Below are 13,829 nucleotides of genomic sequence, written 5' to 3' on the forward strand. Positions count from 1 at the left end.
ATTTTCAGTTTTCCCTATATCTTTGCCCCCCTTTGCCAGACTGGCCTAAAATGGAGATTTTCAAGCAAATAGCCCCATTAAAAGCCTATATACACGCCCAGAAGCAGCAGGGCAAGTCTATTGGACTTGTGCCTACGATGGGGGCGCTTCATGCCGGGCACCTTTCGCTTATTGAAGCCTCCAAAAAGGAGAATTCAATAACCGTTTGTTCAATTTTTGTTAACCCAACGCAGTTCAACAATCCTGCTGATCTGCTGAAATATCCGCGTACCTTTGATAAAGACACTTTATTGCTGGAAAAAGTTGAATGCGATGCGGTTTTTTATCCGGATAGCAGTGAAATGTACCCGGAAACATCGTTGATCAAATTCGACTTCAGTCATTTGGATAAAGTGATGGAAGGTAAATTTCGTCCAGGACATTTCAGTGGCGTAGCATTGGTCGTATCAAAATTGTTCCACATTGTAGATCCGCACCACGCCTACTTCGGCCAGAAAGACTGGCAGCAATTTGCAGTGATACGTCAGCTTACAGAAGAATTAAAGTTTAACCTTACATTACATAGCGAGCCTACTTCACGTGAAGAAGATGGTTTGGCTATGTCTTCGCGTAACCTTCGTTTAAATCCGGAGCAGCGTAAACAGGCTATTGTATTTTTTCAAGCGCTAAACGTTGCCAGGAAGGAACTTCTTTCAGGTAAAGACATTGAAAGCACGCGCGAGAAGGTAAAGGAAATAGTCGAGCAGCATGCCGGAATAGTACTTGAGTATTTTGAAGTGGCAGACAGCAAAAACTTAAATCTTTTGGAAAACGTTAAGGACTCGGATCGGCCAATAATGTGCATTGCCGGGTTTGTCGGGGAGATTCGTTTGATCGATAATATGTTCCTGGATTAACCGATACGCGGGAGCAAAGTATATTTTGACCTTCATAACATTAACTTAAAATTTCAACGCTTTGAGAATAGAAGTTTTAAAATCGAAAATTCATCGGGCAAAAATCACACAGGCTGAATTGCATTATGTTGGCAGCATTGCTATAGATGAAGATTTGATGGATGCCGCTAATTTTATTGAGGGCGAGAAAGTAACGGTGGTTAACATTAACAATGGTGAACGCCTGGAAACTTACGTTATAAAAGGTGCGCGCGGCACCGGTATGATATGTCTTAACGGACCGGCTGCACGCAAAGCCCAGGTAGGTGATATTGTGATCATCATCTCCTATGCATCCATGAAGTTTGAAAAGGCAAAGAAATTCAAACCAACAATCATTTTCCCTACTCCGGATAATAAGCTACCTTAAGCGCTTAATTTTTATTCTAACCAATTTTATAGCTCGTGTCTCCACGCCTTAAGGCCATTATACAGTATGCAATAATCTTTGCAATTACATTTCTGCTGATCACGTATTCGCTTCGTGGCTTACAAGGCGAGAATAAATGGGATTATCTTAAGGAAACGTGGCAAGCCGCTGATAAAGGTTGGTTGTTTGCTATGGCGGGTATAGCAATGCTGAGTCACCTGATTCGTGCCGAGCGTTGGCGTATGCTCATGACTCCTGCGGGGCACCATCCTAAACTTTCAAACAGTTTTTATTCGCTCATGGTTGGCTACCTGGTAAACCTGGTGATACCACGCGGAGGAGAAGTTTCACGCTGCTATAATCTTTATAAACTCGACAAAACTCCGGTTGATATGTCGTTTGGCACCGTAGTGGTAGAACGCATCATCGATATGATTTGTCTGCTCATTCTCATCGCTATTTCTTTTGCCGTTGAATCTGAGAAACTGTTTCAGTTCATCGACACGTTAACATTTGAAACATCAGGCAACAAGAGCACGCTGAACATTAATCTACTGCTATATATAGGCATTGCCGGTATACTGGGTTTAACAGCCCTTTTTTATTACCTGAGAAAGAATGAAAAAGTGCGTAGCTTCCTTTCAAAAACCTGGGCGGGTTTCAAGCAAGGATTGCTGTCTGTATTTCAATTGAAGAACAAGTGGCTCTTCATTTTTTATTCTATCACAATATGGGCGCTTTATTTTCTTACAAGCTATGCTGTATTGAAAGCCTTTCCGACTACCAGTGAATTGGGCTTCGGAGCTGTGCTCAGTTTATTTGCTATAGGTTCCATTGCCATGGCGGCACCGCTTCCGGGTGGCACAGGTTCATATCATGTGTTGGTGCCACAAGGTCTTGTGTTTCTATATGGCGTTCCGCATACGGAAGCCACTGCATTCACCTTTATTTTTCATGGATGGCAAACCGCTATCATGATTGTGGGCGGTGCTATATCTTTAATAGTAACATCCTTCCTCGTTCGCAAAAAGAACAAATAAGCTATATATTCAGGGATGAACAGCTACTGCAATTTTAGAGTCGGCTGTTCCAAAGTATAAGAACCAGCGATTGTTGAAATATACCATCCCTTCGAGGAAACATACCTGGTTTATTTGTCCGTTGATTTCATATTCTTTATCGGGCCTGATAAAATTTTTCTCCAGCCGTGCTTTCACTTTTGTGGGATCGTTCTTATCAAATAAAACTTGTCCTCCGCAGTAAGCACCCTTTGCAATAGCGTTATCTCCGCCTTCATCGAGGTTCATACCGTTGTAAATCAAAAGAATTCCTTCATCTTTTATCAACGCATACGGACCACTCTCCACCAGTCTGCTATCGAAATATCCGGCACGTGGTTGAAGCACACTCTTCAGTGAATCATTTTCCAATACCGGTGTCCAATGAAGAAGATCTGCCGATGTTGCCATAAATAAATCGGTATCACCAAAATACATCCAGTATTTACCATTTACTTTTTCTGCTACAATACGCGACCCTTGCTGACGTGCTACAATAGCACCTGATTTACTCCACGTATTTTTATACTTTCCTTGCAATACACATCCGTGCTTCTGCCAATGCACAAGGTCTTTGGATGTAGCCAGCATGAGTCGCGCCACGTTACCGTCATAAGCAGTATAGGTTACTATATACGTGCTGTCCTCCGACTCTACAATACGCGGATCTTCAATGCCTCCTTCCCATTCATATACTTTAAGACTATCATTATCGGGATATAGCACGGGCTCTTTCATTTTTTCAAAATGTAGTCCATCCCTACTAATCGCCAGTCCTAAGCGCGAAGTACCTGCATATTTTCCGATGACATCTTCAGCGCGGTATAGCAGATATACTTTACCATCGCGCACAACAGCTGCAGGGTTAAATACATCTTTCTCTTCCCATCTCACACTCTTTTTTAGTATTGAACATTGAAACGTATTCTCTCCCGGAAGTAACACCGGGTTAACACTGTCTGCCTTTATAAACGGCAACATAGCCCACGATGAATCCGGTTGTGGCGCTTCGGACGATGACGGCTTACGCGAATCACAACCCGCTACGATGAGCGCAACAGAAACCAGTACCAAAAGAACATCCCAAAAATTCTTTTTTCGTTTCATGTAGATATATTTTTATATTTCAGCAGATGCAGACCCGGTGAGGTTATCATTGCCTTACCTATTATAAACGTTTAAGTTAGTATTATGAAAACGAAAAAGAAACGCGTTGAAGAAGAGTTAATCAAAGAAGCAATAGAAGAAGAGCATCGTATACGCAAAGCATTTAAAGATAAAGACTGGGCAGAGATAAAAGGTGCCAACAGCTGGATGATCTTCAAAGTCATGTCAGAATTTGTTGAAGGGTTAGAGAAGCTGGCCAAGATCGGACCTTGTGTTACTATTTTCGGATCGGCACGAGTAAAGCCAAGCAATCCTTACTACAAGATGGCCGAAGAAATTGCGTTCCAACTTGTACAGCAAGGCTATGGTGTGATCACAGGTGGTGGACCCGGTATTATGGAAGCCGGTAACCGTGGTGCCAATCGTGCCAAGGGTAAATCTGTAGGCTTGAATATTTATCTGCCGCATGAGCAGAAAGGAAATATTTATATAGACCCTGACAAACTCATTACCTTCGATTACTTTTTTGTGCGCAAGGTTATGTTTGTAAAATACTCGCAAGGGTTTATCGTTATGCCCGGTGGATTTGGTACACTCGATGAATTAACGGAGGCGCTTACACTTATCCAGACGAAAAAGATAGGGCGATTTCCTATCGTGCTTGTCGGAAAAAAATTCTGGGGAGGTTTAATCGACTGGTGGAAAAAAGTACTCGTGAACGAAGGTATGATACATCACGAAGATCTTGATCTTTTTAACCTGGTAGATACACCGGAAGATGCTGTACGTGTGATAGACGAGTTCTACTCGAAATATTTATTGTCGCCAAACTTCTAACGGAGGGGAACACAGTGTGTTCAACTTTCGTTTTGTAAAGGAAGGCATAATTATATACTGATATCGTGCTGATGGAAACAGATGCTACACAAGTAACGAGAAGGCGGAGATCTTTTTTCCCTGCGGGAGGTCCCTCGACCGCAGATTTCATATCGGTATGCACACTCATTATCCTGTTTGGCTATATTATTTATAGTCAAACGAGGCAGTCGTCTATAAAAGAAGAAGAGACTATTTCTGATGAAGGAGTCATCCCTACACAATACGAAGAACTAACGACACCGCTACCCGCCATTGCATTTGATCTGCCCCAAGAGATAAGCTTTGCAGGTGAACCCGTACCGTTGAATATACCGGACGTACGCGAACGACTGGACAAGGAACTCCAGATAAACTGTTATCTGCATAGCAATACTATATTTCTGATCAAGCGTGCCAACCGTTGGCTTCCGCAGATGCAGGAGATTCTTCGTAAGTATGGTATACCGGACGACTTCAAATATTTACCTCTTATTGAAAGTAATTTGATGAACGTTACTTCTTATCGCGATGCGGTTGGTTACTGGCAAATACTGGAGTCCTCGGGCAAAGAGCTTGGATTGGAAATTACCAAAGAAGTAGACGAGCGCTACGATCCGCTAAAGGCAACAGAAGCTGCCTGTAAATATTTAAAGAAGGCTTACGGTAAATTTGGCGATTGGGCTCTGGTGGCAGCATCGTATAACCGTGGCATGGGTGGCCTTGAACGGGCACTGGACGATCAGCATGTAAAATCATACTATGATCTATACCTGAACGATGAAACATCGCGGTATGTATTTCGCATTCTGGCGATCAAACATATCATCGAGAACCCGGTAAAGTATGGTTTCAAAATTGAATCACGACATCTATATCAGCAGGAAGAACTTCGATATGTAGAAGTCACCGAGTCCGTAAAAGATCTTATTTCATTCTCGCTGGAGCAAGGCATCAATTACAAATTACTGAAGCGACACAACCCGTGGTTACGTGAAGATAAGCTTACAGTGAAGAAGGGCAGGGTATATAAAATAGCTATTCCGGCTTCGTAGCATTTTTCAGAAGTTAGTTCACTGCTATATATAAATTTAGTATTACAACCCTGTAATTTATGCGCCCCTATATCCTTGCAGAAAACACCTGGAAGACGATACAAGAAACAAATTATAAAGCAGCAGTTCTCCCTTGGGGAGCGTGCGAGGCTCACAACTATCATTTACCGTACGGAACAGATATTATCGAAGCAGAACACGTAGCCGCTGAAGCTGCACGCATTGCCTGGGAAAACGGTAGCCGTATCGTGGTATTGCCCGCTATACCATTTGGTGTCAATACCGGGCAGTTTGATGTAAAGCTCGACATCAACATGAACCCGAGCACACAACTTGCTGTGCTTCGTGATATTGTTACGGTATTAAACCGGCAGGGCATATATAAACTGATTATACTGAACAGTCATGGCGGGAATGATTTCAAAACCATGATCCGCGAATTAGGACTTCAGTTTCCTGAAATGTTTTTATGTCAGTGTAACTGGTACCAGGCGGTTGACCAGAAAGATTTTTTTGAAAACAAAGATGATCATGCCGGAGAAATGGAGACAAGTGTTGTGATGCACCTCACGCCACACTTAGTTCGTCCTTTGGAAGAAGCCGGTGATGGAGCAGCAAAAAAATTCCGCATTACCGCTATACGTGAAGGTTGGGCATGGGCCGAACGCAAATGGACACAAGTAACAAAAGATACAGGCGTAGGCGATCCGCGAAAAGCGTCACGTGAAAAAGGCGCACGCTATTTTAAAGTTGTCACCGAAAAAGTAGCGAAGTTCTTCCAGGAAGTAGTCGAGGCGGACAACAGAGATCTCTATGTTTAAAGCGCTACGAGCATGAGGAAAGGCTGCAAGCTGCTGGCTAGAGGAAAAAGGCCATCAGATGTATAAAATTTTTTATAGCTATATCTATAGGTGATGCTTTTGAGAGCTTGCGTAAGCTGCTTATATCTGATTTTCTTGAAGCCAGCAGCTTGCGGCCTTCTTCCTTTCTCGCAGCTCAAAGCTAATTCAAAGCTGCCATCTTCGTATTCTTATATATCTCCTTCCCTTTGTCGTTCCATTCGGCTTTCACGTAGGGTTTGAGTTCTTTATCGAATGCTTCTTTTGAGTACGATACAATTTTTTTGCGTTTGCCGTTGGGGTAATATTCTGTCCAGTCGCCAACTTTTTGGTCCCAGTGATATTCCCCCTGCACCGCTACATTTCCATTCTCATGAAATAAATAGTAGAAGCCTTCTTTTTCACCAAACTCAATTGGTATCATTTCTTTCATCTTCTTACGTTCCGATGGATCGTAATATGTTACCATCGATTCACGCGGCCATCCTCTATAATATTTTTCCTTATCGGTGAGTACACTATCGCGGCTATAGGTGAGCCAGCGTCCATGTTTTGTTCCTTTGTAAAATATACCTTTTGCTAACACCACCTCGCCCTGACGTCTTTCATACGGACCGTGTAGCAGTACACCTTTCTTGGGATCGAATGTTGTTGTCTTTCGTATCTCCTTACGGGTAAAATCATACCAGTAAATATCACGCACAAAAGTCTGAGGTTTCTCGGTTTTTTTCAGATAGTAGAATGTCTCATACGTTACACGATCGCCAAAACCTTTTCGGGTAAATCCTTTCTTGGTTTTTATACCATAGAAGACTTTCTTCTTAACCTTCTTTTTCTTCTTGGTTTCAACGGGCTCATCTTCGCGTTTGAAATCCAGCGTAGCGGGAGTATCTATGGAAAAGCGCTTCTCTTCTTCCGGCTCGGGTTGTTGTGCAAAGGCCAGCGTAGCGGAGCATGCAATGAAGTATAGTAATATCAGGTATCTGATCATAACTGATTGACAGTAAAATTCACAACGAATTTAAACAAAAAATAGTGTAGACAAGATTGAAACTTCTTCATGCTGAAAAAGGTTCACCTCGCAATCCTTCAAACCCATGCAAATAAAAATACTGGCCGTTAGCGGCAGCCTTCGGGAAAATTCATCGACTCAACACATTTTGAACAACCTGAAATTGTTGGCGCCAAATGATGTTGAAATTATAGTATATGCAGGTTTGGCGGAGCTTCCACATTTTAACGATGCTGCCGATCAACCGGCTGCAGTTCTGGCGTGGCGAAAGCAACTTGCAGAAGCAAAAGCTGTCGTAATTTGTACTCCGGAATATGCCTTTGGCGTGCCCGGTTCACTCAAGAATGCGTTGGACTGGACTGTTTCTTCCGGAGACTTTGGTAATAAACCCGTAGCGGTTATTACTGCTGCAACGGTAGGCGACAAAGCACATGCATCGCTGCTGTTAACACTATCTGCACTATCCGCTAAACTATCGGACGAAACAAATGTGTTAATTCCATTTGTACGCTCAAAGATTACTGCAGAAGGAAACATCAAAGACGCTGAAACTATACGTGCTTTACAAGCTGCCATACACGCATTGATAAAATCTGCAGCAACCCTGTAAAAGCCATATACGTTTGGTACCTTCACGCACCCATATAAAATATTTCAATCATGGCCGAAGAACTTATTATTGCTACATCTGCTGACAAAAAAGAACGATATACTACACTCATTCCGCAAATCGAATCGCTGGTGGAAGGAGAACCCGATACAGTAGCCAACCTCTCGAATATAGCGGCTGCATTAAAACAGACTATGAGTTTTTTCTGGGTCGGATTTTATATAGTTAAAAATGATCAGTTAGTGCTGGGCCCGTTTCAGGGACCTATAGCCTGCACGCGTATTAATTTCGGCAAAGGAGTTTGTGGTACATCGTGGAAAGAAAAGAAAACGATTCTCGTTCCGAACGTAGATGAATTCCCGGGGCATATAGCCTGTAGCTCTGCCTCCAAATCAGAAATCGTATTACCTGCATTCAGAAATGGCGAAGTGGCATTGGTGCTTGATGTTGATAGCGATGTGCTGAATGATTTTGATGAAACCGATCGTGAGTCACTGGAGAAAGTAATGCGCATCATCGAAAAACTACTGTAAGCAGTGATGACGCAGGATCAATTTCAATCTTTCTATACTACCCGAAAATCGACTTTCTCAGAAAGCCTTTCTTCGATTCGAAAAAAGATAAACCTGGTTTCCAACATCAGGTTGGCAACCGCTATTGCCTTTCTTATTGTTATATACTTTAGTTTTACACAACACAACCTGCTATACCTGGCAGTGTTGCTGTTGGTGCTATTTGTTATACTGGTACGCAGGCATAGTATACTTTTTGATGAGAAGACTCATCTCGAAAATTTAGTAGCATTAAACGATGCAGAAAGTAAAGCTGCTATTGGCGATTACGCCTCATTACAAACCGGTGTTGAGTATATCGACCCGCATCACCCTTATTCACACGACCTTGATATTTTCGGAGAGGGCTCGCTCTTTCAGTATATAAACCGCTGCAATACACGCGGTGGTAAAAGAAAATTTGCAAATCGCCTTCTATCGCCATTGCCCTCCACCGAAAGTATATATGAACAGCAGGAGGCTATACGGGAGCTGTCTTCCAACACCGATTTCAGGCAACACTTTCAGGCGGCAGGCAAAGAGATGGATGAGCAACCTGACGACCGTGTGCAGTTAGACACATGGCTAAAGCAACCTGCATTTCTGTATGGCAAGCCTGCTTATCGTTATCTGCTCACTATATTTCCGCTAATAACCATAGCACTGGTTGTACTTGCATTCTTCTTTCCGGCATTGAAAGGTTACGCTATACTTTGTGCATTGACGCAATGGGCGATACTCGGATTTCACATCAAGAAAGTAAATGCGTTTCACGACTATATCAGTCGTAAGAAAAATATACTTCAAAAATTTGCGCGGCTGCTTCATTATCTTCAGCACACTACATTTCAGGCACCGCTTCTTAAAAGATTATCAGACCATGCCCATGAAGCTGATGCAAAAGTAAAAACACTTGCCTCGCTCGTAAGCTCATTGGATGCACGCCTCAATGCCATGACAACGCTTGTAGTAAACAGTTTACTGCTATACGATCTGCAATGTGTATACCGGCTGGAGAAATGGAAAGCTGATCATGCCGGAAAACTAATCGCATGGCTCAACACCGTAGATGAAATGGAAGTGCTAACGAGCTTCGGTACATTTGCATTCAACCACCCAAAGTTTCAGTATGCAGCTATTCATGACAAGCTCGCGATTGAAATAGATCAACTCAGCCATCCGCTTATTCGTGAACACGAGCGCGTGGCCAACGATCTTACGCTCGGGGATAATCAATCGGTATTAATTGTAACGGGTGCTAACATGGCGGGCAAGAGTACATTTCTTCGCACCGTTGGCGTAAACCTGGTACTCGCGTTGAGCGGTGCGCCTGTCTGCGCCCAGTCATTCCGCTGTCCGATTATATATTTAAGAACAGGTATGCGCACGGCTGATTCACTGAAAGATCATCAGTCATATTTCTATGCAGAGCTCAACCGCCTCAAAACCATTATGGATGAGCTTCGAAGCGACAAGCCGTTATTGATTTTACTGGATGAAATTTTGAAGGGGACGAACTCTACAGATAAGCAGGCTGGATCTATAGCACTGGTAAAACAACTTTTACCACACCCCTGCCTGGCAATGGTGGCCACACACGATCTGGCTTTGGGAGAACTTCAAACAGAATATCCGGATCGTGTCAGGAACTACTGCTTCGAAGCAACAATCGAAAATGACCAGCTATCTTTTGATTATAAACTGAAGCCAGGTCTGGCGCAGAAAATGAATGCAACGTTTCTGATGAAAAAGATGGGAATCATTCCTGCATAATATATATATACTTTTGCAGGAATGATGTGATATTATTTTTCGAACTGGAGAACGATGCTATAGGATTCAACTCCCTGCACCAATACTTCGCGCGTGCCGGTACCATCAAGATTACCACGCGCTATAACACGGGTATCAGTAGTCGGATCGGTTTCCGTCCAGTATATTTTTCCGGAACCTTTGTCGATTGCTATACCATCCGGGCGCGTAATGCCATCCTGTCGGTCGAACAACACGGCCGGGCTACCTGACAAATTAGCGCCTACAATTTTACGCAAACCTTCATCTGCCCAATAAATCAGGTTGGCAGATGCATCCAAATATATACCCGATGGGTTCTGCAACGTCAGGTTGTTGATACCGAAATAACGTGCGGGGAATTTTGCAGTACCATCGACTTTAAAATACCAGATCGATGCATAGTCGCTCAGATCAGAGTAAAACAATTCTTTACGGGCGGGATCAAATGCTAATCCATAGCTATAGGAAAGCACTGTGTCGTATTCAAACATAGACGTTGCTATAGCAGTGCCATCCAGGCTTCCTTTTTTCATTTGACCTGTGCCTGAATTAGACCAGTATAAAACGTTATTGGTAACATCCAGTGCGAGTGCTGTTGGTGTTTTTACACTGTCGGCTTCATCGTATAGTACTTCTACCGATCCTGAGCCGTCAATATTAAGGCGCACTATACGGTGGTTGGTTTCTTCTGCCGCGTAAATTTTCCCGCCAATAAAATCAATCGCTATACCGGCAAGTGTATCCAGTCCTTTAGATTCATCGGCTATCGTTGTAAATGTATTGGGGCTGTTATTCAAATCAATAACTCCAATTTTTTTGCCGCTATAGTCTGAAAAGTAAAGATGCGTTGCTTTCGGATATACCGGATCTTTATCAATACCATCACCGCACGATGCTATAAATAGAACAGAAAGAATAACAAGAACAGAGGGAATGAATTTCATGTATGTAGAGTTATTTTTTAGAGTCTATGCAGCTCCCTAGTCTTTTTGGAGTTGCATAGAGTAGAGGTAACGAAAATTCCTACGCTGGTATTTTGCAAAGCTCTGACAATGCTTTTACAGCGGTATCAATTTCTTCGGGTTTGTTATACTTGCTGAATGAGAACCGTATAGCACCGCGCTTCGATTCCGGATAAAGGGCACCGAGCACGTGCGAACCGGTTGCTGCTCCGCTGGAGCATGCACTTCCACCGGAAGCAGATATACCTTGCAGATCAAGATTGAAAAGCAGCATATCGTTTTCTTCCGATTCAGGAAGTGAAACATTCAACACCGTGTATAAACTTTTGTCGAGGTTATCAGAGTCACCGTGGAACGTTACTCCCGGTATCTGCTCTTTTAACCGTTCGATCATTCGCGTTTTCAGTTCTTTGACATAGTGTATATGTTCATCCATATCGCGATACGCTATTTCAAGTGCCTTCGCGAGACCAATTATACCATATACATTTTCAGTACCTCCGCGCATGTTACGTTCCTGCGCACCACCGTGAACAAAAGGCTGTATCTTTTTATCCTTGCGGATGAACATAAAGCCTATACCTTTTGGTCCGTGAAATTTATGTGCCGCAGCCGTAATGCCGTGTACTTTTGTTTTGCTGAGATCATGACGATAATGCCCCACAGTCTGAACAGTATCCGAATGAAAGTAAGCGCTGTAGGCATTGCATAATTCGGCAACACGTTCAAGGTCCAGCAGGTTTCCGATCTCATTGTTCGCATGCATTAACGATACCAGTGCATTCGGATTTATCTTCAGCAATTCTTCCAGGTGGTTCAGATCAATGTGTCCTTTCGCATCAAGCTTTACCATGTGCAGGTTAAACTGATCGTTCTTCGCCAGCATGTGCAACGTATGCTCTACTGCGTGATGCTCGATGGGCGAAGAGATCACATTCTTTATACCGTATGTGCGAATGCTGCTTCCCAAAATTGCATTGTCGGCTTCTGTACCTCCTGAGGTAAAGATGATTTCACCGGGCGTACAGTTTAACAACTCGGCAATTTTTTTTCGGGCCGACTCAATTGCTGCCCGAACTTTCCGACCATGCCCGTGCGTAGAAGACGGATTACCGAAATCTTCGAGCATAAAGGGCTTCATCGCTTCAAACACTTCCGGATCAAGCGGAGTTGTGGCTGCATTGTCTAAATAAATGCGCATATGGTTAATGAGTTCAGACAGCAAAGTTAAAGGTTCAGGCTTAAACCATCGTCAGTAATGGAGCGTTAAGCCAGAGTTTTTTCGTTAATAATCTCTTTAATGTCAGATATGATCTTTTTAGCAAGATTATCGGCTTTAACTTCCATATCAGACTCCGCATAAATACGAATGATGGGCTCCGTGTTCGACTTACGGAGGTGTACCCATTCTCTATCGAATTCAATCTTAACACCGTCAATGGTATTGATCGGCTGCTTTACGTACTTCTTCTTTACTTCTTCCAGCACCTTATCAACGTTAATATCCGGTGTTAGCTCGATCTTGTTTTTAGAGATAACATAGCTCGGATACTTGGCGCGAAGTCTTGAAACCGTTGTATCAGACTTTGCCAGGTGTGTGAGGAAAAGTGCAATGCCTGCCAGTGCATCGCGACCGTAATGAAGATCAGGGTAAATTACACCACCGTTACCTTCACCACCAATCACGGCATGCTGCTCCTTCATCATCGTCACTACATTTACTTCACCTACAGCGGCCGCAAAATATTCGCCTCCTGCTTTTTCCGTGATGTCGCGCAGCGCGCGTGTAGAGGATAGGTTGGATACGGTATTGCCGTTTTTCTTTTTACCGGCATTCAATACATAATCAGCAACTGCTACCAGTGTATATTCTTCACCGAAAGGGGTTCCATCTTCCGATACCAATGCCAAACGATCCACATCCGGATCAACCACTATACCCAGATCAAACTTACCTTTCTTGATCTCTCGAATAATATCGGTAAGATGTTCCGGCAGCGGCTCGGGGTTATGGGGAAAATGTCCTGTAGGATCACAGTATAATTCTTTTACTTTCACGCCCATTGCTTTCAACAACATAGGCACCGCTATACCGCCACTGGAATTCACAGCATCTACTACCACCTTGAATCCTTTGTTGGTAACAGCCTCCACATCAACCAGCGGAAGTTTCAGAATCTGATCAATGTGTATCTTGATATAGTCATCGTTCTTTTCATATTTACCCAGCTTTGTTACCTGGGCAAAATCAAACTCTTCAGCTTCTGCTATACGTAAAACTTCTTCGCCATCCTTTCCTGAAATGAACTCACCTTTTTCATTGAGTAATTTCAATGCATTCCATTGTACCGGGTTATGACTTGCTGTAAGAATAATCCCACCGGCTGCATTCTCTAACGGAACTGCAATTTCAACAGTAGGCGTTGTCGATAAGCCGAGGTCAACTACATCAATACCTAAACCTTGCAGTGTAGCAGTTACCAATGCACTTACCATTTCACCAGAAGGGCGTGCATCGCGACCGATCACAACTTTTGTTGCACCTTTTTTCTTTTTCAAAAGTGAACCATAGGCGGCAGCAAATTTTACAACATCAACGGGGGTGAGGTTATCGCCAGTTTTACCTCCTATAGTACCTCGTATACCTGAAATCGATTTAATTAAAGTCACGTGATTTTAAA

At 43.1% G+C, this 13,829-nt stretch carries 14 protein-coding genes; 9 read left to right on the plus strand and 5 right to left on the minus strand.

All coding sequences use genetic code 11. The features are described 5' to 3' along the window. Positions 1 to 50 precede the first annotated feature (50 nt). The 3 genes from panC (at position 51) to ACFQ21_RS23005 (ending at position 2,345) form a co-directional block, all read left to right on the plus strand. Complete coding sequence (gene panC, locus ACFQ21_RS22995) at positions 51 to 896, plus strand: pantoate--beta-alanine ligase (protein WP_377583090.1); 846 nt, start codon at positions 51 to 53, stop codon at positions 894 to 896. Between the two features lie 61 nt (positions 897 to 957). After that, positions 958 to 1,305: an aspartate 1-decarboxylase gene (gene panD, locus ACFQ21_RS23000; protein ID WP_377583092.1), complete on the plus strand. Its 348-nt coding sequence runs from the start codon at positions 958 to 960 to the stop codon at positions 1,303 to 1,305. Positions 1,306 to 1,340: 35 nt separating this feature from the next. Next, positions 1,341 to 2,345, plus strand: coding sequence for a lysylphosphatidylglycerol synthase transmembrane domain-containing protein (locus ACFQ21_RS23005; RefSeq protein ID WP_377583094.1), 1,005 nt, complete (start codon positions 1,341 to 1,343; stop codon positions 2,343 to 2,345). 9 nt (positions 2,346 to 2,354) lie between these two features. Here the strand turns inward: ACFQ21_RS23005 and ACFQ21_RS23010 are convergent, their stop codons facing one another. Continuing rightward, a complete protein-coding gene (locus ACFQ21_RS23010) occupies positions 2,355 to 3,470 on the minus strand; it encodes a glycoside hydrolase family 130 protein (RefSeq protein WP_377583096.1) in 1,116 nt (371 codons plus the stop codon). 84 nt (positions 3,471 to 3,554) lie between these two features. Between ACFQ21_RS23010 and ACFQ21_RS23015 the strand changes: the two genes are divergently transcribed. From ACFQ21_RS23015 to ACFQ21_RS23025, 3 genes are all read left to right on the plus strand, one after another. Then, positions 3,555 to 4,307 (plus strand): LOG family protein, encoded by a 753-nt coding sequence (locus tag ACFQ21_RS23015; protein ID WP_377583098.1) that lies wholly within the window; start codon positions 3,555 to 3,557, stop codon positions 4,305 to 4,307. 71 nt (positions 4,308 to 4,378) lie between these two features. Further along, complete coding sequence (locus ACFQ21_RS23020) at positions 4,379 to 5,380, plus strand: lytic transglycosylase domain-containing protein (RefSeq protein ID WP_377584054.1); 1,002 nt, start codon at positions 4,379 to 4,381, stop codon at positions 5,378 to 5,380. Positions 5,381 to 5,439: 59 nt separating this feature from the next. Then, a complete protein-coding gene (locus ACFQ21_RS23025; RefSeq protein WP_377583100.1) occupies positions 5,440 to 6,201 on the plus strand; it encodes a creatininase family protein in 762 nt (253 codons plus the stop codon). A gap of 181 nt (positions 6,202 to 6,382) precedes the next feature. Here the strand turns inward: ACFQ21_RS23025 and ACFQ21_RS23030 are convergent, their stop codons facing one another. Continuing rightward, a complete protein-coding gene (locus tag ACFQ21_RS23030; protein ID WP_377583102.1) occupies positions 6,383 to 7,210 on the minus strand; it encodes a toxin-antitoxin system YwqK family antitoxin in 828 nt (275 codons plus the stop codon). A gap of 106 nt (positions 7,211 to 7,316) precedes the next feature. Here ACFQ21_RS23030 and ACFQ21_RS23035 point away from each other — a divergent pair, with 106 nt between their 5' ends. Genes ACFQ21_RS23035 through ACFQ21_RS23045 form a run of 3 tightly spaced genes read left to right on the plus strand, consistent with a single transcriptional unit; the run spans position 7,317 to position 10,165 of the window. After that, positions 7,317 to 7,841 (plus strand): NADPH-dependent FMN reductase, encoded by a 525-nt coding sequence (locus ACFQ21_RS23035; RefSeq protein ID WP_377583104.1) that lies wholly within the window; start codon positions 7,317 to 7,319, stop codon positions 7,839 to 7,841. A 50-nt stretch (positions 7,842 to 7,891) separates the two neighbouring features. Then, entirely contained in the window at positions 7,892 to 8,374 is a 483-nt protein-coding gene (locus tag ACFQ21_RS23040) for a GAF domain-containing protein (RefSeq protein WP_377583106.1), read from the plus strand. 6 nt (positions 8,375 to 8,380) lie between these two features. Beyond that, positions 8,381 to 10,165 (plus strand): MutS-related protein, encoded by a 1,785-nt coding sequence (locus tag ACFQ21_RS23045; protein WP_377583108.1) that lies wholly within the window; start codon positions 8,381 to 8,383, stop codon positions 10,163 to 10,165. A gap of 32 nt (positions 10,166 to 10,197) precedes the next feature. Here ACFQ21_RS23045 and ACFQ21_RS23050 read toward each other — a convergent pair whose 3' ends face one another. From ACFQ21_RS23050 to glmM, 3 genes are all read right to left on the minus strand, one after another. Continuing rightward, positions 10,198 to 11,130, minus strand: coding sequence for a hypothetical protein (locus tag ACFQ21_RS23050; RefSeq protein ID WP_377583110.1), 933 nt, complete (start codon positions 11,128 to 11,130; stop codon positions 10,198 to 10,200). Between the two features lie 79 nt (positions 11,131 to 11,209). Then, the gene (locus tag ACFQ21_RS23055) at positions 11,210 to 12,349 is read right to left on the minus strand and encodes a cysteine desulfurase family protein (RefSeq protein ID WP_377583112.1); all 1,140 of its coding nucleotides are present in this window, start codon (positions 12,347 to 12,349) and stop codon (positions 11,210 to 11,212) included. Positions 12,350 to 12,414: 65 nt separating this feature from the next. Further along, positions 12,415 to 13,818: a phosphoglucosamine mutase gene (gene glmM / locus ACFQ21_RS23060; RefSeq protein WP_377583114.1), complete on the minus strand. Its 1,404-nt coding sequence runs from the start codon at positions 13,816 to 13,818 to the stop codon at positions 12,415 to 12,417. Positions 13,819 to 13,829: the final 11 nt, after the last annotated feature.

It is taken from the genome of Ohtaekwangia kribbensis (assembly GCF_042676245.1).
GTDB lineage: Bacteria > Bacteroidota > Bacteroidia > Cytophagales > Cyclobacteriaceae > Ohtaekwangia > Ohtaekwangia kribbensis.